The sequence below is a fragment of the Collinsella aerofaciens genome, from assembly GCF_901212495.1.
Lineage (GTDB): Bacteria > Actinomycetota > Coriobacteriia > Coriobacteriales > Coriobacteriaceae > Collinsella > Collinsella aerofaciens_H.
In genome coordinates, this window is sequence record NZ_CAAKNY010000041.1 from 21386 (window position 1) to 44057 (window position 22672).

At 58.7% G+C, this 22672-nt stretch carries 24 protein-coding genes; 14 read left to right on the top strand and 10 right to left on the bottom strand.

Annotation, left to right across the window (positions count from 1 at the left end; genetic code table 11):
* From SFLMC1_RS11260 to SFLMC1_RS04335, 3 genes are all read right to left on the bottom strand, one after another.
* Positions 1-248: YjdF family protein (locus SFLMC1_RS11260; protein WP_261981425.1), on the bottom strand; the 248-nt coding region annotated here is incomplete at its 3' end.
* Positions 249-825: 577 nt separating this feature from the next.
* A complete protein-coding gene (locus tag SFLMC1_RS04330; protein WP_152074215.1) occupies positions 826-1305 on the bottom strand; it encodes a DUF3021 family protein in 480 nt (159 codons plus the stop codon).
* Positions 1306-1330: 25 nt separating this feature from the next.
* A complete protein-coding gene (locus SFLMC1_RS04335) occupies positions 1331-1771 on the bottom strand; it encodes a LytTR family DNA-binding domain-containing protein (protein ID WP_152074216.1) in 441 nt (146 codons plus the stop codon).
* 840 nt (positions 1772-2611) lie between these two features.
* Here SFLMC1_RS04335 and SFLMC1_RS04340 point away from each other — a divergent pair.
* The 4 genes from SFLMC1_RS04340 (at position 2612) to SFLMC1_RS04355 (ending at position 4319) form a co-directional block, all read left to right on the top strand.
* The gene (locus SFLMC1_RS04340; RefSeq protein ID WP_187323853.1) at positions 2612-2932 is read left to right on the top strand and encodes a PadR family transcriptional regulator; all 321 of its coding nucleotides are present in this window, start codon (positions 2612-2614) and stop codon (positions 2930-2932) included.
* Positions 2919-3542: a DUF1700 domain-containing protein gene (locus SFLMC1_RS04345; protein ID WP_152074217.1), complete on the top strand. Its 624-nt coding sequence runs from the start codon at positions 2919-2921 to the stop codon at positions 3540-3542. Before SFLMC1_RS04340 ends, SFLMC1_RS04345 begins: the two co-directional genes overlap by 14 nt.
* 15 nt (positions 3543-3557) lie before the next feature.
* Positions 3558-3839 carry a hypothetical protein gene (locus tag SFLMC1_RS04350; protein WP_152074218.1) on the top strand — a complete coding sequence of 94 codons (282 nt, stop codon included), beginning with the start codon at positions 3558-3560 and terminating at the stop codon, positions 3837-3839.
* A gap of 174 nt (positions 3840-4013) precedes the next feature.
* Entirely contained in the window at positions 4014-4319 is a 306-nt protein-coding gene (locus SFLMC1_RS04355; protein WP_152074219.1) for an ATP-binding cassette domain-containing protein, read from the top strand.
* Positions 4320-4491: 172 nt separating this feature from the next.
* On the opposite strand, the gene SFLMC1_RS04360 is transcribed toward SFLMC1_RS04355, so the two are convergent.
* Positions 4492-4941 carry a PH domain-containing protein gene (locus tag SFLMC1_RS04360; protein WP_152074220.1) on the bottom strand — a complete coding sequence of 150 codons (450 nt, stop codon included), beginning with the start codon at positions 4939-4941 and terminating at the stop codon, positions 4492-4494.
* A gap of 436 nt (positions 4942-5377) precedes the next feature.
* Between SFLMC1_RS04360 and licT the strand changes: the two genes are divergently transcribed.
* The 4 genes from licT to SFLMC1_RS04380 all read left to right on the top strand — a co-directional run bounded on the left by licT (position 5378) and on the right by SFLMC1_RS04380 (position 9112).
* Entirely contained in the window at positions 5378-6262 is an 885-nt protein-coding gene (gene licT, locus SFLMC1_RS04365; protein WP_187323854.1) for a BglG family transcription antiterminator LicT, read from the top strand.
* Positions 6263-6311: 49 nt separating this feature from the next.
* The gene (locus SFLMC1_RS04370) at positions 6312-7814 is read left to right on the top strand and encodes a PTS transporter subunit EIIC (protein WP_152074222.1); all 1503 of its coding nucleotides are present in this window, start codon (positions 6312-6314) and stop codon (positions 7812-7814) included.
* 79 nt (positions 7815-7893) lie between these two features.
* Positions 7894-8412: an RDD family protein gene (locus SFLMC1_RS04375; RefSeq protein ID WP_152074223.1), complete on the top strand. Its 519-nt coding sequence runs from the start codon at positions 7894-7896 to the stop codon at positions 8410-8412.
* A 13-nt stretch (positions 8413-8425) separates the two neighbouring features.
* Positions 8426-9112 (top strand): N-acetylmannosamine-6-phosphate 2-epimerase, encoded by a 687-nt coding sequence (locus tag SFLMC1_RS04380; RefSeq protein WP_152074224.1) that lies wholly within the window; start codon positions 8426-8428, stop codon positions 9110-9112.
* Between the two features lie 324 nt (positions 9113-9436).
* On the opposite strand, the gene SFLMC1_RS04385 is transcribed toward SFLMC1_RS04380, so the two are convergent.
* Positions 9437-10018, bottom strand: a complete 582-nt coding sequence (locus SFLMC1_RS04385; protein ID WP_152074225.1) for a hypothetical protein — start codon at positions 10016-10018, stop codon at positions 9437-9439.
* Positions 10019-10387: 369 nt separating this feature from the next.
* Here SFLMC1_RS04385 and SFLMC1_RS04390 point away from each other — a divergent pair, with 369 nt between their 5' ends.
* Positions 10388-10948, top strand: coding sequence for a hypothetical protein (locus SFLMC1_RS04390; RefSeq protein ID WP_152074226.1), 561 nt, complete (start codon positions 10388-10390; stop codon positions 10946-10948).
* A gap of 117 nt (positions 10949-11065) precedes the next feature.
* On the opposite strand, the gene SFLMC1_RS04395 is transcribed toward SFLMC1_RS04390, so the two are convergent.
* The 4 genes from SFLMC1_RS04395 to SFLMC1_RS04410 form a co-directional block, all read right to left on the bottom strand.
* Positions 11066-12373 (bottom strand): LPXTG cell wall anchor domain-containing protein, encoded by a 1308-nt coding sequence (locus SFLMC1_RS04395; RefSeq protein WP_152074227.1) that lies wholly within the window; start codon positions 12371-12373, stop codon positions 11066-11068.
* Between the two features lie 383 nt (positions 12374-12756).
* Positions 12757-14838, bottom strand: a complete 2082-nt coding sequence (locus SFLMC1_RS04400; RefSeq protein WP_261981426.1) for a DNA gyrase subunit A — start codon at positions 14836-14838, stop codon at positions 12757-12759.
* Between the two features lie 45 nt (positions 14839-14883).
* Positions 14884-16881 carry a type IIA DNA topoisomerase subunit B gene (locus tag SFLMC1_RS04405; RefSeq protein WP_152074233.1) on the bottom strand — a complete coding sequence of 666 codons (1998 nt, stop codon included), beginning with the start codon at positions 16879-16881 and terminating at the stop codon, positions 14884-14886.
* Between the two features lie 266 nt (positions 16882-17147).
* Positions 17148-18530: an ATP-binding protein gene (locus SFLMC1_RS04410; protein WP_152074234.1), complete on the bottom strand. Its 1383-nt coding sequence runs from the start codon at positions 18528-18530 to the stop codon at positions 17148-17150.
* Positions 18531-18785: 255 nt separating this feature from the next.
* Here SFLMC1_RS04410 and SFLMC1_RS04415 point away from each other — a divergent pair, with 255 nt between their 5' ends.
* The 5 genes from SFLMC1_RS04415 to SFLMC1_RS04435 all read left to right on the top strand — a co-directional run bounded on the left by SFLMC1_RS04415 (position 18786) and on the right by SFLMC1_RS04435 (position 21340).
* The gene (locus SFLMC1_RS04415; RefSeq protein ID WP_152074235.1) at positions 18786-19016 is read left to right on the top strand and encodes a helix-turn-helix transcriptional regulator; all 231 of its coding nucleotides are present in this window, start codon (positions 18786-18788) and stop codon (positions 19014-19016) included.
* Positions 19017-19025: 9 nt separating this feature from the next.
* A complete protein-coding gene (locus SFLMC1_RS04420) occupies positions 19026-19610 on the top strand; it encodes a hypothetical protein (RefSeq protein ID WP_152074236.1) in 585 nt (194 codons plus the stop codon).
* A 26-nt stretch (positions 19611-19636) separates the two neighbouring features.
* Entirely contained in the window at positions 19637-20353 is a 717-nt protein-coding gene (locus SFLMC1_RS04425; protein ID WP_152074237.1) for a hypothetical protein, read from the top strand.
* A 316-nt stretch (positions 20354-20669) separates the two neighbouring features.
* Positions 20670-21200 carry a hypothetical protein gene (locus SFLMC1_RS04430; protein ID WP_152074238.1) on the top strand — a complete coding sequence of 177 codons (531 nt, stop codon included), beginning with the start codon at positions 20670-20672 and terminating at the stop codon, positions 21198-21200.
* Positions 21200-21340, top strand: coding sequence for a hypothetical protein (locus tag SFLMC1_RS04435; protein ID WP_187323855.1), 141 nt, complete (start codon positions 21200-21202; stop codon positions 21338-21340). Before SFLMC1_RS04430 ends, SFLMC1_RS04435 begins: the two co-directional genes overlap by 1 nt.
* A gap of 233 nt (positions 21341-21573) precedes the next feature.
* Here SFLMC1_RS04435 and SFLMC1_RS04440 read toward each other — a convergent pair whose 3' ends face one another.
* Positions 21574-22638 (bottom strand): hypothetical protein, encoded by a 1065-nt coding sequence (locus SFLMC1_RS04440; protein ID WP_152074239.1) that lies wholly within the window; start codon positions 22636-22638, stop codon positions 21574-21576.
* Positions 22639-22672 lie beyond the last annotated feature (34 nt).

Genomic DNA, 22672 nt, shown 5'->3' on the forward strand with positions numbered 1-22672 from the left:
TTCGACGCCTCGCGGGCGCGTCGCTTGGGGTTCTTCGCGGGCTTGCTCACCTCGGTCGGCTCGCCACCGAAGAACGAGAGCTTCTCCCATCTGCCGGCAACGAATTGCAGGATCTCCTCATCGGACGGCTCCGCGCCGAAGACGATGCGGGCGACGCCGTACCTCCCGCCCTCGACGTGCTCCGCCAGCCCGACCCAGAATTGGCCGTCGTGATATACGGTCAGGGTGGACGACACGCTGATCTGCATGGCTGGTTCCTCCTTTATGTAGATGACCATGCAGAGAAGGGACAACCAAGGAGGCAGGTTACTGATGCGGACTCCCGCACGCCCGCGACTACCCGACGGGGACTGTGTTTTCATCTCTGGTGCCAGTATTGTAGCACGCACGGGTGCGCCCGGCATCGCTGCCGGCGTGGCGCGACTGGGATTCGCTCCTCGATGCATCCCTGAACATATTGCTTCCCCGGTTACGAAACTTTAAAAAAATCGAGTTTCGAAACCGAGGAGGACCGAATGATGGCTTGGGTAGACCGCAATACGTAGGAAGTTTTGCCATCGTCTATGCTGAACACGAGGTCGTCATCCTCCCATCCGATCAGGCTGACCGAGCAATCAACACCTGGATCGACATCCCCTGCACATGAACCCGCTTATACGCGCAAACGAGGGCTACAAGGGCATGACCGCGCAGGAAGCGCTTGGGGTAGCGAACGGGGCCGAGCATCGCCCTGCGCTGGCCTTGGCATCAGGTCCTCGCACCGGGCGGTAATCCGAGGATCGGGAGTAAGGATTTGCCCAGCATCGATAATGTTCGGCTATACCCTTATTCCGTCTCCCTGCTCTTGCGGTATTCTGCGAGCCTGTCGTTCAATTCGCGGGTCTCGCGGCTCAGCTTGGCGTTGAAAGCAAGAGTGAGGACCGCCAGGATGGCGAGATAGACAACTGTGAAGGTAGCCCACGCCCCGGGGTCGTTCACGGGAACCCAAGCAAAGACAAACGCCAATGCACAGAGGGCTGCGTAGAGGCAAACGTCGAACAGCACCAGGCGCGCGGGATATGCCATCCGCCTGATCACCATGGGCGTGAAGAACACGAGCTGCAGCGCGGGGACGGCGACGCACGCGGCGAGAATCGACCAGCAATAGTTAATGCCCTGTTTGGCGGCGTCATCAGCGAAACAAGTCCCTAATGCCAAGAAGGCTATCATGGCAACAGTGAAGCCGATACAGATGCTTTTCACGAGGTATCCGAGGTTTTCCACGGGCGTCTTTTTATCGGTGTCGATAATGTCCCTGTCAATCATTCCAGTCTCCCTTCCTTCGTTTCGACTACTTCAGACCGAGCTTCGATTTGACGTCGGGCGCATACTGGCGCGAGATAACGACCCGCTCACCGTTTTCCAAGGTGGCGATGATCCTGCCGTTGACGTCGGGCTTGGGGGCGGCGATCGCGCGGAAGTTGACGATGCAACCTTTCGCGATGCGCAGGAAGTCGCAGTCCGCCAGGCGCTCCTCCATCTCGTAAAGTCGCAGGCCCGTCTCGAGAACCGTGTCGGCCGTATAGATGAACGTGCGCTTGTCGACCGACTCGATGAACAGGACGTCTTCTGCGCTCAGCACGCGCATGCAGCCGTCGGCCGTGCCCGTCACCTTCCTGTCAAGCATGCGCAGCCGAGCCGCTATATCGAGCACGCGGCGATCGGCCCTTACGCAGACGATCGTGACCTCTATATCTTGAGCTGCCTCTCGCTCTTCGATCGTGATCTTCATGCGTCCCCCTTTCGGACTGCTCTCATGCTAGCTGACGAAGACCGCCGAACCTTCGGCGTTCGACCAAGCTGCGCTGTCGAGGAACCAAGATACAGACTGGGCGAGCTAAGCAGCATGAGAGACTGCAGTCGCGCATCAGACGGTGCTGTGACTCATGATTAACCAGTCTTCGCTCGACGGAGTCGGCGTTTACATCAGCGCCGAGTTCGGGAGCGCATTGAGGTCATTCGCATTTCCCCATGCATATGAAAGTGGAACCGTTGAACTCTTGGGCTAATAAGCCGCCTGCGACGATTCTTTCGGTTGGAGCTCTTCCCGCGGCCTGCGGGCAATATTCCAGAGCTCGCGGACCGTTGACGGGGTTGAAAACCACCCGGTGCCGTCCTGCCCGGATCTCTCTCGGCGTCTTCGGCCTTTCGAATCCCATGGTTGGGCCGAAAGGTGGACCGTCCTCCGGATCTCGGGGTACGGCACCGCGTTCAGGTCGCGTTGGCGCCTGTGGGTTTCGCTCGGGACGGGCAGTCATCCGCGAACGCGCACACTGCGCATTAGCGGGCATCCGGCCCCTTGCTTTGGGTTGATTCGATCGCGTCCCCTGGGGCGGGCGGTGTCCTCAACCGCGGCACACGCCTCCTCTTGGCATCCCGGCGTCTCCAGCCAGCGCTGGACTGCTGCTGTCGCCTGTGCGTTACTTGACGTTTCATGCATAATGCCAGCCGCCCCGCGATATCACGTTCGCAGCGCGCAGGGACCGGAGAATCTTCACGATGAGAGTTGACGTCTAATACATTGCATCGTATAGTGTGTATTGCACAGTATACGACGAGGGGAGGTGTACGGATGGAGGCCCAGATGAAGCGCGGCTTCCTCGAGGCCTGCGTGCTCGCGGCCGTCTCGGGCGAGGAGTCCTACGGCTACAAGATCGTGAAGGACGTGCCCGCGAGCATGGGGCTCACGGAGTCGACGCTCTACCCGCTGCTCAAACGCCTGGAGAAAGCCGGATGCATCACGGCGCGCTCCGCCGAGCACAACGGTCGGCTGCGGCGCTATTACCGCATCACGGACGAAGGCCGCGAGCGCATCGAGGAGTTCCTGGCCGAGTGGCCGTCCGTGCAGGAGATCTATGCATACGTTGAGGAGGCGCACCATGACGCGCGATGAGTTCCTGGGCCGGCTGGGCGAGCTGCTCGCCTGCCTGCCGGCAGACCAGGTGAGGGAGACGCAGGAGTTCTACGCCGAGGCCATCGCCGACATCATGGAGGACGGCATGGGCGAGGAGGAGGCCGTGGCCGCCATGGGCGCACCCGGCGAGGTGGCAGAGGCCGTGCTCGACGACCTGCCCGCCGTGCCGCGCGCGATTGCGCGGACCAGGCGCAGGAGCACGACGCTCCTGTGGGTGCTGACCATCGTGTGGTCGCCGGTGTGGGTGCCGCTGTTGCTCGCCTTTGCGGCCGTGGCCGTTGCGGTCTACGTCTGCATCTGGATTCTCGCGCTCTGCGTGTGGATCGTGGCTGCGGCCCTTGGTGGCGCGGGCGTGGTCGAGCTCGTGTTCGCCGCGTGCGGCGTCGTCATCGGGCATGTCCCGTACGTCCTTGCATCGGCGGGCGTGGGGCTCGGACTCATCGGCGCGGCGCTTCTCGCGGGCACGGGCGCCTGGGCGGCCTCCAAGCAGATCGCGCGCCTCTCGGCGCTCTGGGCGAGGAAGGTCGCGTCGCCCTTCTGGAAGGACAGGGGCGAGAAGGGCGGCACTGCCGCGCATCTCGCGGCGTAGAAAGGAGTGAGTACCATGACCAGCGCGAAGAAGATCTACCTCGCCGTGGCGGGAGGGCTCGTCGCCGCGGGCGTCGTCCTCGCGGGCACCGGCTTTATCGTCTCCGGGTGCGACCCGGCAGTCTTCAACACGCAGATCGACCTGCGCGACGACACCATCGTCCTCGGCGGCGTCGAGGTGGACGACCCGACGGGCCTCCCCCTCATCGAGCAGCTCGCCGGAATCGGCGAGGTCGACACCTCCGGCATCACCGCGTCCGAATCCCCTGCTGCCCCGGAGGCGCCCGCCGCTCCCTAAGCATAGTGCGCCCGGACGCCCCGTCCGTCGGGCTGTGCAAGCCTGTGGAACCCGAACCTCAACCCCAACCCAACCGGCCTCGAGCCTGCGCCGATTCGCTCCCCGCCCCGCGCGGGGGCCCATGACGCATACCCAAAATCCGTCCGAGGAGAAAGGAAAGCAATGAGGACAGCCATGCCCCTCCGCCTTCACGGGGTCACGAAGGCGTACCGCGGGAGGACCGTCCTCGGCCCCATCGACCTCACCCTCGAGGCGGGGCGCGTCTACGGGCTCATCGGCGAGAACGGCGCCGGGAAGTCCACGCTCATCCGCATCATCACGGGCACCACTAGCCCCAGCTCGGGCTCGGTCGAGCTATTCGGCGCGCGCGGCGGACGCGGGCTCGCCGCCGCCCGAAGGCGCATGGGCTACATGCCCGACGCGAGTTCGGCCTACCCGGATCTCTCCGCGCGGGAGAATGGATTTGCAACGGTTGCTTAAACAATTTTTACAGGGACGGCCCTGCGTTCCTGAACTCAACTGGGCTCATGTAGCCCAGTGTCGAAGGGGCAGTCGCCCCAGTCCGCGTACCAGACCTGCGTGCCGCCGAGGGAGTTCTTCCTTCAGTAGGGCCAGTGCGGGACGCCCATCTTCTTCTCCTCCCTTCGGGGCGTCAGGCGCCGGGCCCAAGGCCGCACCTGCGCCCCAGCTCCGCCACGAGGGCGTCGTTGTCGGTCACCGAGACGATGGCGTCGCCGTCGTAGGACGCCTCGATGTAGACACGGTCGAGCGAGTTGGCCGTCCCCGCCCAGAGCGTCCTGGTGCGCCGGACGCCCCGCACGTGGGCGTAGGGTATCACCGAACGCGTCCCAGCGTACACGACGACGAGGCGGTCGCCGTAGAGCTCGAGGCGATTGCTGCGGACGGGAAGGGCAGCCAGGGCCACGAGGGCCGGGATGGGCAGCAGCGCGAGCCAGCCCCATAGGAGCGCGGGACTCGAGCTCAGGAAACACGCGATACACGCCGCGGATAAACCGCCCGCCACAATCACGATGGCCGCTATGAACCACGGGTCTGTCCTGCCGGGGAACACCCGCTCCGGCCGCTCGCCCTTCTCACCCATTACGGCCTCCCTCCCGACGCCCTCCCTGGCGGCGCGTGGGGCCGGAGAGTGCCTTGAACCCGTCGCCGACCATCTCGCCCCCGTTCCGTGGGCCTTCTGTAGCGGTATGTACCCCCGACTGTTCGGCGGATGTCGTACTATTAGACGTTTGTCGAACTTATATAAGACGGGTGCGGCAAGATCGAGCAGATTGTCCGCGCGAGAGGCTTCCCGCCGCAGCGCCCGGTCTCGGATTCAATGCATCGTGCTCAATTATGGCCAGCGAGGCGTTGCTCCCACACCCCTGGTTTGGAGTTGACATGGTCACATGCGGCACGTATGATGTCAAAAACTTGATGAGGATCGTGACTGTATGACAGGCGACACCGAAAGTTGGCCGCTGGCCGCTTTCGGTGTCGCTTTTTTCTGGACGGGACGTTCGAAGGATTGTATGGGTATGTTGCAGGTCGCAAAGGTACTCAACAACAATATTGCTGTTGTGGTTGATGCTCGCGGTAGCGACTGCATTGCCATGGGGCGCGGGATTGCGTTTGGTCGCAAGCGCGGAGACCTCATTGACGAGGATAGCGTAGAGCGCCTGTTTACCCAGCACGTCGCCGAGCTGTCCGGCAAGCTGGGCCAACTGGTGTCATCTATTCCCGAAGAGTACTTCGAGGCGACGCGGGCGATTGTCGAGCATGCCAAACTGCGTCTCGGCAGGAATCTCGATGACGGGGTCTATCTTGCACTGACGGATCATATTCACTTTGCTGTCAAGCGAGCCCTTGCGGGGCAGGCCCTCGATAACCGCCTGAACTATGAGATCGGTATGGTGTACCCCGATGAGTTCGAATGTGCCCAGACCGCCATCTCCTTTATCGACCGCACCTTCCACGTCACGCTTCCGCAGGAGGAGGCAGGATTCATCGCCATGCACCTCGTCAACGCCGAGATGGGTGGTATGGGCATACAGACGGCGACGACGATGGCCAAGATCATACGCGGCGCACTCGATATCGTTAAAGAGTACTTCGATATTGATTTGGACGAGGCAACAATTGCCTATTACCGTTTTATGGTCCATCTTAAGTTCTTCGCTCAGCGTGTTGTCATGTCCGATATGTCCGATGCCGCCACCGAGTCCCGTGACCGCCAGTTGCAAATCACGGTGATGCAACAGTACCCCGATGCCTACGAGTGCGCCAAGGAGATTGCATCGCGTACGGCGCGGTCCTATGGCTGCTCTGTTCCCGAGGACGAGTGTCTGTACCTTGCCTTGCATATCGAGCGCGTGGTGCACGGCAGCCCACGCCAGCACGCCGGGAGAGGAGGGGATGTGTAGGGTCACAGTCTACGTTCACGGTTAGAGAATCACGAGAAAGAGGAGACACGTGTTTAAGCAACTGCAAAAGATCGGCAAGGCATTTATGCTGCCGATTGCTATTCTGCCGGCAGCGGGCTTGCTGCTGGGAATCGGCGGCGCATTTAGCAGCTCCGCAACCATTGCCGCATACCCCCTGTTGAACGTACCTTGGCTACAGGCGGCCTTCAAGGTCATGAGCGCGGCGGGAAACGTGGTGTTCGCCAACCTTCCCATGCTGCTGTGCATCGGACTTTGCATTGGTCTTGCCCGCCGCGACAAGGGTGTGGCGGCGCTCGCGGGCATCGTGGGATACCTGGTCATGACGGCGACCTCGTCCACGCTGCTCTCGATTTTTAACCCTGACGGTGCGGCGATCGATACCGGCGTCATCGGCGCCCTCGTCATTGGCCTCGTGGCCGTCACCTTGCACAACCGCTACCAGAACATCCAGCTTCCGCAGGTCCTGGGCTTCTTTGGCGGCTCGCGTTTCGTGCCTATCGTCACGAGCCTGGCAGCGATCTTTGTCGGATCCCTGTTCTATATCGTCTGGCCGCCGTTTCAGCAGCTGCTCGTTCATGCGGGAGAGGTCATCTCTGCTGCCGGTGTCGTCGGTACGTTCTTCTATGGCTTCCTCATGCGCCTGTGTGGGGCCATCGGCTTGCACCACATGATCTATCCCATGTTCTGGTACACGGAGCTGGGCGGCACCGCTGTCGTTGCCGGCCACTCCGTGGTTGGTGCCCAGAACATCTTCTTCGCCCAGCTTGCCGACCCGAATCACACCGGCCTGTTTACCGAGGGGACGCGCTTTTTCGCGGGGCGCTTCGCGACCATGATGTTCGGTCTGCCCGCCGCCGCACTGGCCATGTACCACTGTGTGCCCAAGGAGCGCCGCGAGAAATATGCCGGCCTTTTTCTGGGTGTTGCCCTGACGTCGTTTCTGACCGGCATCACCGAACCTCTCGAGTATATGTTCCTCTTCGTTTGCCCACCTTTGTATGTGCTGCATTCGTTCTTTGACGGCATATCGTTTCTTGTCGCCGATATCTTGAACATCAGAATCGGTAATACGTTCTCTGGCGGCTTCATAGATTTCTTCCTCTTTGGCATCATGCAGGGAAACGCCAAGACAAACTGGCTACTCGAGATCCCGGTCGGTGTTGCGTGGTTCGCTCTGTATTACCTATCCTTCCGCTTCCTGATTACCAAATTCGATATCAAGACACCCGGTCGCGATGAGGAGGCAGCGACGATTGAAGAGCCGAAGGCTCCTGCCAAAGGCGACCTTGCCGATGATGCGAAAGTGATCGTCGAGGCACTGGGCGGTCCCGAGAATATCGAGGATGTGGATGCGTGCATTACCCGCTTGCGCGTTGGGGTGAAAGATCCTGCCAAGGTCGATCACGATGCATTCAAAAAGCTTGGCGCTGCCGGAGTTTTGGATGTCGATGGCGGCATCCAGGCTGTCTTTGGTGCAAAGGCGATCTTGTACAAGACCGCCGTCCTCGAGGAGCTCGGCATAGACGAGTAAAATGAGCGGCCGCATCCGCATCGCATGGCGAACATCGTTGATGCGGTGCGCTGCGGCCATCGCGACAGAAAGGGCATAAATGTCTGCCAACAAGGCAAAACGCCGCCCGAGTGAGCCTGCGCAGAGGGTCCAGCAGCCTGCCGCCCGCAGTGACGGAGGATGTGTTTTCTTCGCACGCCGACTTGTGTCCTTGCTGGTCGATTATGTAGTGAGCGCGGGGGTCGTTAGTATTTTCTACGCATGCGCGTACATTTTCTACCTCGATACGTCCACCTCCTCGCAGGGCAGCTTGATGCTTCTGTGTGCAATCCTGTTCGTATTGCAGACGACGATCTATGTCCCATGGAAAACTGGGGCGAGCGTGGGAGAACACCTGTTGCGCCTCAGGGTCATCCGGTGGGATCGTCGCGCCCGCACACCCTCTCAGATATTTGTTCAGGAGTGCATAATGAAAGTCGTCTTCGGCCCGTTCACTATCGTGCTGTTTGTACTCGATTACGTGATCGGCGGCCTACTGCTGCATCGCGATCCCGATCACGAGTTCGCACTCGATTCTATTTTGAAGATCCACGTCATCCCCAATAGACAATCATCCTAGATGGAGGATTACCATGTCCGTGCACCCACTGATTAAATCCCTAAAGGCAAGTCTCATCGTGAGCGTTCAGGCCTATCCCGGCGAGCCGCTGCGCACGCCCGAAACGATGGCGCAGATGTCGCGTGCCTGCGAGTTAGGGGGCGCAGCGGCTATCCGCTGTCAGGGGCTTTCCGATATTGCTGCCATCAAAGGCCGTGTCGAGGTGCCAGTCATCGGTCTGTGGAAGGACGGGCATGAGGGTGTCTATATCACGCCCACGCTGCGTCATGCCCGCGCCTGCGTCGCCGCAGGTGCTGATATCGTGGCCGTCGACGCGACCGACCGTCATCGTCCCGACGGTAAGTTGCTCGAGGATACGGTGCGCCCGCTTCAGGAAGAGGGGGTGTTGCTCATGGCCGACTGCATGACTATCGAGGACATTCGCCATGCGTACGAGCTGGGCTTCGACTTGGTTTCCACCACGCTGTCGCACAATAAACCTGCGATTGAGACGTCATTGAACGAAGGACCCGATCTACCGTTATTGCGCCAGGCCGTCGAGGAGTTTCCAGATTTGCCAATCATCTGCGAGGGACATGTGCATACGCCGCAAGATGCCCGCGCTGCCCTCGACGCTGGCGCCTGGGCCGTGGTGGTTGGGACGGCTATCACACATCCTACGAGCGTTACGAGTTGGTTTAAGGCGGCTCTTGACGAGTAGGGTTGTCATGGCATCGCTCTCGTTTTGTTGCGTGCTTTATGCGTCATGTCGAAAAAGCACGCCTTGATTGGTGCTGATTGCAGATGCCAGTAGAGACTCCCATAAATCGAATGGCGTGTTACAGCGTAAACAGTTAGCCCCGGTACGACCGCTGATTCAAGTCGCCGGGGCTCAACCCATCTCGCGCTGGAGGTTCCGGGCGAGGAGGCCTCCAACGAGTGGTTGGAGGCCGTGGACGATGAGGAATACCTTAAAGCAATCATGGTGAATCGTAAAATCCACCTCTGATGCCATGACCGTCGAGAGCCGTGCCGACGCCGCGCCTTACTCAGAAGTCGCCTTGCGTGGCAAACACTGGAAGATCCCCGCCAGGCAGAGGATGTCCACGGCGGCCATGAGTATCTGGGGAGGCTCGGCGACGAGGTTCGAGTACGTGCACGCCATGGTAATCACTATGAACGGAACCAGCATCGCCGCGTACAGGAGGCGCCTGCGCGCGCTCCTCTGCATGGCGAACCCCCACGTGCCCGCGCACAGCGCGACGGCCATGTACCCGAGCGCGTCCTTTGCGCTGGACAGGACGTTCGCAAGATAGCCCGCGCTGCCGGACTCAAGTGCGCTATAGGCGGCAAGGGCGGCCGTGTACCCGTAGTAGCCCAGGCACAGGCCGGAAAAGAAAACCAGAACCCTCCAGAACGCCCTTTTGGGCTCCGTGTTCCCGAATGTTATGAGCGCAACCACCACGAATGGATAGATGTCGATGTCGGAGACCAGGAACCTGAATCCTAGATGGGGCGAGTTCAGTTGGTCGGACAACCACGGAACGACCGTCTGGCCCAGGAGGCCCACCAGCGCTGCGAAGACGAATAGTGCGACATACCCGTTCGTTCGTCTGCCACATTGCATGACTGCCGTCCCTTCTCCGCATGACGGACAACAAAGACATGTCATTTACCAGGTCTATTCAATCGACGCTCGAGCCGTCAACTCGTTTCATTCTACACTTGGAGTCCACGGCGTCACGCACAACGCGGGAATGCCCGCCAGTTTAGATTGGCGCGCATCAGAAGCGTGTTTGTGTACTCCGGCATCTCGTAGGCTCCGTTTCCTCACGCAAACGGTTTATCGGCCCAATCGGTGTGCGGTGTGGGCGGTATGCGAACTGTGTAATATGCGGCATTTGAAGAAACCGTGTGGATGGAGGGGTGGCTTCGGCCTCGTCGCGCCCATGGGTATCAGTGCAAAACGATGATGGCGTCGATTAAGGAGATAGCTATGGCAACGTCAACGCTGGACAGTTTTATGAGCCTACTGTTGGGACGCTTCGACAACCGCGAACAGTTTGAGGCGAAGAGGGCGGCCGGGGAAGTGTTTCCTTTCGCCCGCCATGTCAACACCGCATGCAACGATAAGATTTTAGGCCTACCGGCAGATTTCCCCGGCGTATTCATGATCGAAGAGAGCTATTACGAGACTGATGGGAAAAAATCCTCGTCACCCCATTTGTTCCTCTTCACCGAGGAGTCGGAAGGTGTTTTGCTGACCTCCTACGATGCGCCGGAAGGCAATGACAAGCGCACGCTCTCGTATGACACCATGGTTCCTGCAGAGTATGCTTCGCTTAAGGAGTCCGGAAAATTTGTGCCCGCGCTCTATCGTGAACGCGACGGCGTGTGGGAGGGCGGATCGGACTCGATGTTTACGCCGGTCATGAAGTTCCATCTTTTTGAGCGATTCTCAGCCGATGCTCTAGAGGTGACTGAGACCATGGAGGTAAACGGTAGGCGCGTCTTTGGGTTTGACGACCCGATTGTCTATCACCGCGTCCAGGACTAGGCCGTATGTCCCCCTCATTATCTATGGTACCTGCCGTGGTTTGTTCGTCGGGAGGGACAAGAAGCCGCCTCCCCATAGGGAAGGCGGCTGTGAATTCGTTACCGGATGATTGAGGGATTAGCGTTGGTGTTCGCGGCGCTTGGTGAAGATACCCAGCGCTGCGAGGGAGGCGCCGGCAGCAGAGATGATGCCCGCGATGCCCAGACCCGCGTCGCCTGTTTTGGGGAGGTCCTTGCCGGACTTCTGGGAGGTCTTGTTGCCGGAAGATTTGACATTGGCTTTCTTAGGTGAGCCGTTCTTATCGCCGTTGGCGTTATCGCCCTTTTCGGTCTTATCGCCGGTGTTCGGGGTTGTGGTGCCGGGGGTTGTGGTGCCGGGTGTCGTCGTGCCGGGCTTGCTGGGCTGGGCGATCACGAGGGTGGCGGAGCCGACCTGTTCGTTGTTGTAGCCGTTGCCGTCGTACATGAAGCCGATCTGGTAGGTGCCCGGTTTCCCGTTCTGGATGTCGGTCAGCTGCGTGCCCAGCATGACGTGGAAGTTGCTGTCGTTCACGACGGAGCTACCGTTGACCTCGGCGGTCTTGACGAGCTTCTCCTTGATGAGAGCGATGAGCTTGTTCGTGCTGAGACCCTTGACGTCGCTGGGGGCAAGGGTTGCGGACTCGGCAAACTCGAAGACGCCTTTCTTGGTGATCGCGACCTTAAACGTAACCTTCGCAGGATCTGCAACCGTCCACCGCTGTGCGGCGGCATCCCACTTGAACGTCGCGGTCAGCTTCGAGGCGCTCTGGTCCCATGCCACCTTGTCGAGGACGACGGGCGGAACCAGCGGGCGGTAGTAGTAATCGATTGCGGACGAGTTGACCGTCACGTCGGTGTACCAGGCGCCGTCGGTGCCCTTGTGCGCCGCTGCGATGGAGAAGGAGCCGGCGGGCAGGGCATGCTGTTCGTTCGTGATTCCTTGGCCCATGACGGTCAGCAGTATACCGCCCTTCGTGGAGGACACCGTGTCCGCGGTGAGCGCGGGCGCCGCCTCGCTGGCGGAATCGGTCACGGTCAGCTTGGCCTCGGCGATCTTTTTGCCGTCAAAGAACTGAATCGTGTACGTTCCGGGCTTCTTGTTCTGGAGATCGCCTGCGCTGTTGCCGAAGCCGACGTCGACCCTGTCCTTGATGTCGCGGCCGTTATAGGTCGCCTCGACGAGCATCAGATCCTTGAGCTGCCACTTGAGCTGCATGAGGTTGCCCTTGAGCTGGCTCGCGTTGATGGTCGCGTTCTGCGCCTTGACATTGTAGCCGCTCTGCGCATCCTGGGCGGCCACCGGGGTGGCGTCCGCCTGTGCGGCGAGAGCCGTTGCAGGCATCGCCGCCGGTGCCATAATCAAAGCGGTACCCATGACGGTGACAATCGCGTGCTTAAGCTTCATATCTATCTCCTTTTGACGAACGTCATATGGAACGGTTGTTATGATATGAACCTCAGAATTGCAGGACGTATGGCGACCGTAAAGAAATCGCGATGAACTGCCCAGTGAGCTGCCTAGATGAGTCGTCTATATAAACGGTATTGCCGATTGTGTCAGCATAGGCTCGTCATCTTAGTCGTCAAGGTACCTATATCTGCCTGTTTGCTTCCTAAGGAATAGGTCAGATTTCTGCCCGTGAGTTGGCCGCGAAAACGCGCACGGGGATGTAAAAGGGGGCTGAGTGACATTGTGTGTGCCACTCAGTCCCCTTTTGCGATAATGCCAAACTAAAATGACACGAAGTTGTGGGCGTTAGTCAAACAGACTCGGCATATCGTTTTCCTTCATGAGGGCGCCGGCGGAGGGCGGGCTCTGCGCGGTGAACTTCTCGGCCGAGACGCCGGCGCCAAGAATCTCCTCGGTTGTGCCGACGGTGGTGATTCCTTGAGCACCTGCGCATACAGCAGCTTGCTGCCGCCGTAGATGGCGTTCTTGAGGCGCTTGCGGTTGGTCTTGGTAGCGTATCCGGCAAGTGCGACACGCACCACGCGGCCGTTCTCAAAGACAAACAGCACGTCGGCCTTGTAGTCTTCGGGGTCGATGACCCAGATCACGCTCTCGTCGGGTTCCATTTCGAGATCGGTGGGCAGGTACGAGCCCAGCTGTGCCGACTTGGTGTCCTCAAACGCCGCAACCTTGCACTTGTACACCTGGCTCTTGTTGGTAAAGACCAGCAGCTCGTGGGTGTTGGAGGACGGAAACTCGATAAAGGGTTTGTCGCCGTCCTTGTACTTGAGCGTCGCAGCTTTCTTGAGCACGCGGTCCGTCATCTTTTTCAGGTAGCCCTCGCGAGAGAGCATGATGGTAACCGGATACTCCTCGACCTCGGGCTCCAGGCTTACCTCGATGACTTCGTGGGGCTCGATCCTGCCCGTGCGACGCGGTATCACATATTTCTTGTTGACCGCGGCCAGCTCGTCGCTGATGACCTTCTTGATGTTGTCTTCGCTCGAGAGAATCTCCTTAAGTTCGGCAATCTCACCCTCGAGCTTAGCGATGTCCTTAGTGCGGTTGAGGATGTACTCCTCGTTGATGTTGCGGAGCTTAAGTTCGGCAACAAACTCGGCCTGGGTCTCGTCGATGTCAAAACCCTTCATAAGGTTGGGCACGACCTCGGCCTCGAGTTTGGTGCCGCGGATGATGGCGATGGCCTTGTCGATATCGAGCAAGATCGCCTCGAGGCCGTGCAGCAGGTGCAGGCGCTCGGACTTTTTGCCTAGGTCAAAGTTAATGCGGCGACGCGTGGACTCAATACGCCACTTGACCCACTCGTGCAGAATCTGGCGCACGCCCATAACACGGGGATAGCCGTCGACGAGCACGTTGAAGTTGCACGAGAACGAATCCTGCAGCGTGGTCGAGCGATAGAGTTTGGCCATGAGCTTGTCGGGGTCGACGCCGCGCTTAAGGTCGATAGCGATGCGCAGACCCGAAAGGTCGGTCTCGTCGCGAATGTCTGCGATCTCCTTGACCTTGCCCTCCTTGGAGAGCTTGACGATGCGCTCGATGATGACATCGGTCTTGGTGGTGTAGGGGATCTCGTAGACCTCGATGATGCGCTCTTCGGGAATCCAGCGCCAGCGGGAGCGGATCTGGAAGCTGCCCAGGCCGGTCTCGACGATCTTTTCCATCTCCTCGCGGCGGTAGATGATCTCGCCGCCGGTCGAGAAGTCGGGCATGGGCATATACTCGAGCAGGTCGCAGTCGGGATCCTGCAGGTAGTGCATCGTGGCGGTGCAGACCTCGTTGAGGTTAAAGCCGCAGATGTCGGACGCCATGGCGACGCCGATGCCCTTATTGGCCGAGACAAGGATGTTGGGGAACGTGGTGGGCAGCAGGCGCGGCTCCTTCATGGCGCCGTCGTAGCTGTCGACGAAGTCGACCGGGTCCTTGTCGATGTCCTTGAAGATCTCGGCGCTGATGGGGGAGAGCTTGGCCTCGGTGTAACGCGAGGCGGCGTAGCTCAGGTCGCCCGAATAGTACTTACCAAAGTTGCCCTTCGACTCCACGAAGGGGGCGAGCAGCGCCTCGTTGCCGGTGGCCAAGCGCACCATCGTCTCGTAGATCGCGGCATCGCCGTGCGGGTTGAGCTTCATGGTCTGGCCCACAATGTTGGCACTCTTCTGGCGCTCGCCCTTGAGCAGACCCATCTTGTACATGGTGTAGAGCAGCTTGCGGTGCGAGGGCTTAAAGCCGTCGATCTCGGGGAATGCACGCGAGACGTTGACGCTCATGGCGTAGGGCATGTAGTTGACCTCGAGCGTTTGTGTGATCGGCTGGTCGGTGACCTCGGAGTGCAGGCCGATAACGTTTTCGGCGTTGACCTGCTTTTTCTTGGGCTGGTTCTTCGTCTTCTTCTTTGCCACGATATCCTCTTGAACTTCTTATGGGCCGTCGTTATCGATTTGCTGCTACTGCAGGTCCAGTTGGTCCAGGTATTCCTTGCCGTGCTCGGAGATATGGCGCTTGCGGCCCGCCTCGTCGTTGCCCAGCAACAGGTTGAACATGGTTTCCATCTTGGTGACGTCCTCGGGCTCCACCTTGATCAGGCGACGCGTCTCGGGGTTCATGGTGGTGAGCCACATCATGTCCGGGTCGTTCTCACCAAGACCCTTGGAGCGGTTGATGGAGCACTTCTGGTCGCCGATCTCCTTGAGGATGCCGTTCTTCTCGAGATCGGTGTAGGCAAAGTAGGTCTTCTCTTTGCAGTTGATCTCGTAGAGCGGCGACTCGGCGATATACACGTAACCCTCGTCGATAAGTGTGGGCACCAGGCGGTAGAGCATAGTGAGCACGAGCGTGCGGATGTGATAACCGTCGACGTCGGCGTCCGTACAGATAATGACTTTGTTCCAGTTGAGGTTGTCCAGGTCAAAGGCGCCAAGGTTCTTGATGCGCTTGTCCTTGATCTCCACGCCGCAGCCCAGCACGCGCATGAGGTCCATGATGATGTCGGACTTAAAGATGCGCGGGTAGTCCTCCTTTAGGCAGTTGAGGATTTTGCCACGGACGGGCATAACACCCTGGAACTCGGCATCGCGCGAGGTGCGAATGGCGCCTGCTGCCGAGTCGCCCTCTACGATGTAGATCTCGCGGCGGCTCTTGTCCTTGGAGCGGCAGTCGATGAACTTCTGCACGCGGTTGGCCATGTCGGTCTTCTGCTGCAGGTTGGTCTTGATGCTCTGGCGCGTCTTCTCGGCGTTCTCGCGCGAGCGCTTGTTGATGAGCACCTGCTCCAGGATCTTGTTGGCGGCGTCTTTGTTCTCGATCAAGTAGGTCGAGAGGCGCTCCTTAAAGAAGGCCGTCATGGCCTGCTGGATAAAGCGGTTATTGATGGCCTTCTTGGTCTGGTTTTCGTAGGACGTCTGGGTGGAGAAGCAGTTGGTCACCAGCACCAGACAGTCCTGGACGTCTTGCCACTTAATGCCGCTCTCGTTTTTGTTGTATTTGCCCTGTTGCTTAATGTAGGCATCGATGGCGCTGGTCAGAGCGCTGCGGGCGGCCTTCTCGGGCGAACCGCCGTTCTCGAGCCACGATGAGTTGTGGTAGTACTCCTGCATCATGAAGGTGCGCGAGAAGCACATGCATGCGGTGATCTTTACGTTGTAGTCGGGCAGGTCCTCGCGGTCGCGACCGCGGCGGTCGGCCTCGATAAAGAAAGGCTCGGTGAGGTAGTCGGTACCGACCTTCTCGAGCACGTAGTCCTCGATGCCCTTGGGATAGCAAAAATCCTCTTCGGAAAACTCGCCGTCGTCGCCCTCTATGCGCAGACGGAAGGTCACGTTGGCGTTGACCACGGCCTGACGGCGCATGGTCTCGCGATACCAATCGTGGGGGATGCTAATCGAGGTAAAGACCTCAAGATCGGGGCGCCACTTGATGGTGGTGCCGGTACGGTCCTCGTCGCTGGGCTCAATCTCGAGAGCCTTCTTTTTGGCGCCGACAACCTTGCCCTTCTTAAAGTGCAGGGAGTATTTGTTGCCATCGCGCCAAACCGTGACGTCCATGTATTCGGAGGCGTACTGTGTCGCGCAGGAGCCCAGGCCGTTGGTGCCGAGCGAGAAGTCGTAGTCGCCACCCTGGTTGTTGTTGTATTTGCCGCCGGCGTAGAGCTCGCAAAAGACGAGTTCCCAGTTAAAGCGCTTCTCGGAGGGGTTCCAATCGAGTGGACAGCCGCGGCCGTTATCCTCTACCTGGATAGAGCCATCGCGAAAGGCGGTGAGGGTGATGAGCTTGCCGTAGCCCTGGCGCGCCTCGTCAACGGCGTTGGACAGGATCTCGAAGGCGGCGTGCGCGCAACCATCGAGGCCGTCCGAGCCAAAGATGACGGCGGGGCGCAGGCGTACGCGCTCCTCGTCCTTGAGCTGGCGGATACTGTCGTTACCATAGTTTGCGGTGTTTTTTGCCATACTCGCTCTCTCGGTGCTCCTTTGCTGCGTTTAAGTCATATAGATAGTCAAGGTAGCATAGCCCAGCCCGTGGGCGATTCCACCCAACACGAAATCCATCGAACGCGCGTTCGAAGATTAAGCTGAGGCATTGGGCTATAGCGCGGCATTGTTGAACAGATTTAGATACAGATGAGTTTTATTTAATAGCGGCGTAGATACACTAAACAAAATCGAACGATTATGGGTGACACGATTTCAGCCAACTGCTGCACTAAGAATCATGTTTACTCAAACATCTGCGACAGGTCGATGAAGATGGTTCGTTCGCTCTTGTCGGCTTCAAAACCGGAGCGCGAGAAGAAGCCGTAGCGATGGCATGTTAGCCCCGTTGCCTCGACCTGAGCGATTTCCTTATCAACCATCTTTTGAGTGATGGGAGATTTGCGGAACTTGGCTTCGTAGAATGTGTAACCGTCGGGGTCTTGCGTTACCACATCGAATTCGCCACTCGTTTTGTTTACGGGGTCGTCGTACCAGTACTTGCCTATGGCGTCGAAGGCTGGCTCGACCATGCCGGATCTGTTTTGTCGTACGAGGTATTGGCGACAAATTTCTTCGAACATATGCGGGACGTAGTTTTCCTCGAAGTCTTGGGCGACATGGCGATCATAGAAGACTTCTGGGTCGAGCAGCTGGCGCGCGGAGGCATTTCGAAAGACGTAGCGATAGTAAAAGAGCGAAAGCGGGTCCACCACAAAGTAGCCGGACTTGCGCTTGTTCGTAGGGTCGTTGATGGGCGCACGCTTTTGGACGATCTCGAGCGATATGAGCTTGTCGAGCACGTCTGCCATGGCGGGGCCGCTCGAGACGTGCGACTGCGCCAGCACATCTCCCCAGCGTGAGTAACCTTGTGCGAGAGCCCCGAAAACTTCGTTGGCGTTGGTCATCTTAGAGATTTCGGCGCCGAGATAGGACGGAACTTCGCTCTCTAAGCGGGCTCCGGGTTCTGTGACGAGCTCGATGATGTTGTCGCGCACACTTTGGGATTGATCGATGAGGCGATTGTAAAAGGGAATGCCGCCAAAAACACTGTAGAGCCGCACCTTGTCTTCGGACGAGAATGCGGGATAGAACTTCGCGGCGTCAAAGTAGTCCATGGGCTTAAGCTCGAGCGTAAGGTCGATTCGTCCGTAAAGGGGGCTCGCATGTTCGATGAGGGATTTCATGATCTCAACGTAGGATCCGCACAGAACGATGCTTAAACGTGAGTCTTCCCTATGGGTGTCGATTGAAGTCTGAAGGATACTGTCTAAGCCTTTAACCGCATCTCTCAAGTAAGGGTATTCGTCGAGAATGAGTGCGAAGTTCTTGTCCTTGGCCTGGGCAAACAGAAATTCGATGAGTTCGCGGATGCCCGTGAAAGCGAGCGGCGGAAACCCCAACGCTTCAGCGGCAAGGGCGGAAAGGCTTTCAAGGTTGTCCGCCTCGGAGGTTTGGCGGCACTCGTAGTAGATCGTTGTGGTGTCTGACAAATCGATTAGCGCCTGCTTGATGAGTTCGCTTTTGCCGACGCGACGCCTGCCGTAAACGAGAACATTGCGCTGCTCGGGCGCCTTGAGCGTTTTCTTAATACGGGCGAGTTCATGCTCCCTGCCAATGAATTCCACTTACTCGGTTCCTTCCGACTCGGTTTTGTCCGAGTAAATTGTAGTGCATGAATCAGTTTATGCCCAAGTTTACTCGGATAAAACCGAGTCGGTTCTGACCGAGTAAGATTGAAAAGCGAATCGAAATCACTATGCCGTATGGCGATGGCGGACATGGTTTTCATAATGACGGGTATAGTTGACATTATCCGATGAATGCAATATATTTCTGTCATGTTGCAACGGATATCTGTCCGATATCACGAAAGGAACTTTATGCCGGGCAAGAAGAACCTACGCATGAAGGCGGCGCGCGCGGCGGCTGGCCTTTCGCAAGCCGACTTAGCCCAGGCCGTGGGCGTTACGCGTCAAACCATCGGCCTGATCGAGGCCGGTGGCTACAATCCCACGCTCAACCTGTGCGTGGCAGTCTGCAAAGCGCTGCGCGTTACGTTGAACGACTTGTTTTGGGACGACGAGATTAAAGCCGACCCTAACGCTCTTTAGGAGGCCACTATGAAATTTGAAGATCTTAAAATCGTGCAAAAGTGGCGTGAGTATGCAGGCCCAAAGGATGAGCGCCTGGAAGCAGAGAACGCGAAGATCTACAAGATTGGCTTCGTGCTGCTTTCGTTTGGCATGCTGATGATTCTTTTCTATCAGACTATAGCTCGACAGGTTGCGTGGGTTCACAGCAACGCCACCGAAATGCCGCACCTCTTTGTAACACCGGTTGAGGCTGCCATGTATGCGTGGCTCGTTATCGTGATGCTGATTTGTGCGGTGCTGCAAACGCGAAAGGGCTATGTCGATACCAACCGTTTTGGGCAAACCGAGCATCTTCCCGTTGGATACTTCCTGCTCGTCTGCGGTATCAGCGGGGTCACGAGCGCACTTGTCATTGCGGTGATGCACTGTGTTGCAGAGGCACAGATTGTGCCGCTCGAAAGTGTCTTTTGGGTGGCGAACTTGGCTACGGGCGCGTACTTTGGCCTGGCAGTCGCCGTTGTCACATTTGCCACCCTGTGCGCAGCGCACTTCTCGGCGAAAAGGCGCCGTGCCAAGATTGAGGCAGACCTCGACTCTGCTGGCGACATCTAATTAATGTGCGGGCCTAACGCCGACAAATGGCTCGCCGTCGCCATAAGTTCTGTGCGAGTACGGTTGGTAATCGCTTCTATAGGAAGCAGCTTCGTCATTTCCAAAGCCTGAGTGCCTTGAGAGTCGCCGAGCGCAATGCAGTGTTTCCCTTCATGAACGGCGACTTTACCCAATGGGACCTATATCTGGCATCCTCCTTTGAGTATGCGATGAGACTGATAGACGGATTCATCTCCATGCTCGAGTCGAGGAATCTTGTTTGCGTCGCCCAGCTTCTCCGCGCACAGGTTGGAGTCTGCCTGCGGACATTCGCGTTATTCGCTGCCGAAGACCAGGATGACTTTCTCAAGCAGGTGTTTCAAGGTGTGCCTGTGAACAAGCTGATAGATTTTTCGGGTGAGAAGATGTTCGATAGAAGACTTCAAGACTTACTCGAGAAGTACGATTCAAAGGTAAAAGATGTATACAAGGTGACGTCTGGATCCGTTCACTTCTCCACTGATATTCTGCCGAGCATGGGTGTGCCTGGGGAGGGCTATGAGGTCGATTTTAATTTTGGAGCCGAGCCCAACGAGAGAAACAATGCGCCTCTCGTGGAATGCGGTAAGGCGTTCTGCCACTATGTCGACCTGCATCTTCAGATGCTCCATAAGGTGACTGCTTCGGATGAATGGTATGCCGATCGATTCCGTATCGATTCCGATGGTCCTACAGGCGAAGCCTCGAAAAGCGAGAAGGTGTAGGTCGAACGCATTGACGCCGCCTTGACAGTATCCCGAGTGAGTAGACGCGCGGAATTTGTCCCCGAGGGAAACGGGGTCGTTTCTGGGTCCGTGAAACTCGAATCGAGCCCAATGGGTGTGTCAGCGGTCTCCGTATGGCGTTTTCCTAGATGGTTAATGTGGAGTAAAGCGTGGCGCGGCGTCGCCACCCGTCTGCGCCGCCCACTCGTGCGTTCCGATAAGCGTTCCGTAAACGCTTATCGGTGCTCTTTTCGCCCGTGGCTCACGTCTTCTATGATTAATGTGAAATGATCTCGTCCGAGAGGTTGGGGCTGCCGTGGACATGCTGATGGGACTCGTCACAAGCGTCTTTCTCACAGCTCTCTGTCTGGTCGTGCTCGTGGGAGACATCAAAGGCTTTCTGCTCGACCGCAAGCTCCGGGCCCGGGGTTACACGCGGCTCCGTTACGTCTTCCAAAGACTCGAGCGTGACGAGGACGGGACCCTCCGCTGGCGCGAGGAGAACCCGAGGCAGTGGCGCTGCGCGACAACGGGCGATCCGGAGCATGACGACTCGCTGTTCTTGGGCACGCCGGTATACGTGTGCGAGCAGACGGGTGAGGAAGTTGTCCTGCGGGACACCTTGCAGCCGAGTTGGGCGACTTGGGGGGATGATTTGTACAGCTGCGGGCCGGAGTACCCGCTCATCGACTACCTCGCGCCCGACGGGACGCTGTTCTTCGGCAGGCCGGAGATCCCGGAGACGATCAATCCGCGCATGGACGCACTGCTCGCGATGCTTCTACCGTTTTTCGTCTTCGGGATCATCAAAACCGGTGCGGCCGTTCTGGGTGATCTTCTGGGGTGATGGGCGCTCTCTCGAAGGCGGGGGCGCAGGTCGCCCGCACGCGCCTGCCGGGGTGGCTCTCCGAGTTCGTGCGCACCCGCGTGGGCCTGCGCGAGCACGTGGCCCTCATGAGCGTCCTCACGGGCGGCCTCCGGGAGTAGCGGCACCTGCTTGCTGTTGCGGGACAATCTCTGCCCGATCGATGGGATTCCTATATCCGCGGGCACGCGGCCATAGGAAACGATCTGCGCCGGTGCAGCGGCGCGCTCGAGTTGGCGCGGCACCAGACGGCCATGACCTCCTTGCACAAGCCTCACCTCGTTTTGTACATGTCCGTGCGAAGCGATAGGACAATCCCCTTAGGTATCTGCCCATTCGTCTTGCTCGGCATGCCTTACGCGGCGCCGACCAGGTACGTCAGGGTTTCCCGAAGGCTCGCGTCGTCCACCATCCACGTGCCGTCATTGCCTTTGGAGAGCCAGGCGCTCAGGTAGCCATCGTCTCTTACCGCGGCTTTCGAGAGCACCTCGTTGAAATAGGCGCTCATCTGGGCCTTTTGGTCGTTCGTGAGCGCGACGGCAACTCCATCGGGTCCATATGCCCCGTAGAGTCCGTTGCTCAAGACGTAATCGGATACCTTGGTGTAGAAGTCGTTGAATAACCGGTAGATATCGGGGGACGTGACGTCGAACGCCGCGAACCCCGTGCCATCGCCGTAGGAATGGGCGCTGTTGAGCCGGTAGTCAATGGTGCCAAGGAACCACTTTTCATAGGCGGTGGCATCGATACCGAGCTCGTTGGCCGTGTAGCCGAAGTCGGTCTTCAACTGACGGTCGAGCCCACGTTTGATGAGATCACCCGTTGCGGGATCGTTGAAGAGATTGTCAAGACGCGCGGTCGCGGCATCGGAGACCGCTCTGTCCTCGGCTTCGGCATCGTCTCGCGCCTTTGCCGCGTCATTCTCCTCCGTGTCGTCGTCCGACTCGCCCGTCGCCTCGGTTAGCGGCACATCCGCGCCGATAATCGAGGTGAGGATCATGGAGCCACAGTTGGCGACGACGCCGAGCAGCAGTGCGGCAAGAAAGATGATGCCGATTGTGGTGGAATATCCGTGGATGGACCTGCGATGTCCGGTAGTCTCCTCTGTGTCGGAATCGTTGTCCGAGACGGATTCCGCCTCGGGCCGGTGCGACACATGCCGGCCATCTGTTGCCCTTTTCTTGGATTTAGCCTTGAACGCGGTCTTGGCCTCGGTCCGGACCTTGGTTGCGGTGGCGGAGGCGGCATGCGGATCCTGTGCCCCCGCCTCTTCCGGTCCTTCCGCACGGCTCACCATCCCCACGCGCTTATCGCGCGTGGGGACGACATCATCGAGCGGCATAACAGGATCGCCGGCGTTAAACGGGTTGATGTCCTCGCGGTCGTCGGACCTTCTCGGAAAAAAACGGTTGCGAGTCATGTCTCCTCCTGATGCCGATGGGCCGGTATCGGTT

Bases quoted from the DNA above. Each gene is read 5' to 3' on its own strand.
- SFLMC1_RS04330 (WP_152074215.1), bottom strand. From the start codon at position 1,305: ATGATTGACAGGGACATTATCGACACCGATAAAAAGACGCCCGTGGAA.
- SFLMC1_RS04335 (WP_152074216.1), bottom strand. From the start codon at position 1,771: ATGAAGATCACGATCGAAGAGCGAGAGGCAGCTCAAGATATAGAGGTC.
- SFLMC1_RS04340 (WP_187323853.1), top strand. From the start codon at position 2,612: ATGGAGGCCCAGATGAAGCGCGGCTTCCTCGAGGCCTGCGTGCTCGCG.
- SFLMC1_RS04345 (WP_152074217.1), top strand. From the start codon at position 2,919: ATGACGCGCGATGAGTTCCTGGGCCGGCTGGGCGAGCTGCTCGCCTGC.
- SFLMC1_RS04350 (WP_152074218.1), top strand. From the start codon at position 3,558: ATGACCAGCGCGAAGAAGATCTACCTCGCCGTGGCGGGAGGGCTCGTC.
- SFLMC1_RS04355 (WP_152074219.1), top strand. From the start codon at position 4,014: ATGCCCCTCCGCCTTCACGGGGTCACGAAGGCGTACCGCGGGAGGACC.
- SFLMC1_RS04360 (WP_152074220.1), bottom strand. From the start codon at position 4,941: ATGGGTGAGAAGGGCGAGCGGCCGGAGCGGGTGTTCCCCGGCAGGACA.
- licT (WP_187323854.1), top strand. From the start codon at position 5,378: ATGTTGCAGGTCGCAAAGGTACTCAACAACAATATTGCTGTTGTGGTT.
- SFLMC1_RS04375 (WP_152074223.1), top strand. From the start codon at position 7,894: ATGTCTGCCAACAAGGCAAAACGCCGCCCGAGTGAGCCTGCGCAGAGG.
- SFLMC1_RS04380 (WP_152074224.1), top strand. From the start codon at position 8,426: ATGTCCGTGCACCCACTGATTAAATCCCTAAAGGCAAGTCTCATCGTG.
- SFLMC1_RS04385 (WP_152074225.1), bottom strand. From the start codon at position 10,018: ATGCAATGTGGCAGACGAACGAACGGGTATGTCGCACTATTCGTCTTC.
- SFLMC1_RS04390 (WP_152074226.1), top strand. From the start codon at position 10,388: ATGGCAACGTCAACGCTGGACAGTTTTATGAGCCTACTGTTGGGACGC.
- SFLMC1_RS04395 (WP_152074227.1), bottom strand. From the start codon at position 12,373: ATGAAGCTTAAGCACGCGATTGTCACCGTCATGGGTACCGCTTTGATT.
- SFLMC1_RS04405 (WP_152074233.1), bottom strand. From the start codon at position 16,881: ATGGCAAAAAACACCGCAAACTATGGTAACGACAGTATCCGCCAGCTC.
- SFLMC1_RS04415 (WP_152074235.1), top strand. From the start codon at position 18,786: ATGCCGGGCAAGAAGAACCTACGCATGAAGGCGGCGCGCGCGGCGGCT.
- SFLMC1_RS04420 (WP_152074236.1), top strand. From the start codon at position 19,026: ATGAAATTTGAAGATCTTAAAATCGTGCAAAAGTGGCGTGAGTATGCA.
- SFLMC1_RS04425 (WP_152074237.1), top strand. From the start codon at position 19,637: ATGGCTCGCCGTCGCCATAAGTTCTGTGCGAGTACGGTTGGTAATCGC.
- SFLMC1_RS04435 (WP_187323855.1), top strand. From the start codon at position 21,200: ATGGGCGCTCTCTCGAAGGCGGGGGCGCAGGTCGCCCGCACGCGCCTG.
- SFLMC1_RS04440 (WP_152074239.1), bottom strand. From the start codon at position 22,638: ATGACTCGCAACCGTTTTTTTCCGAGAAGGTCCGACGACCGCGAGGAC.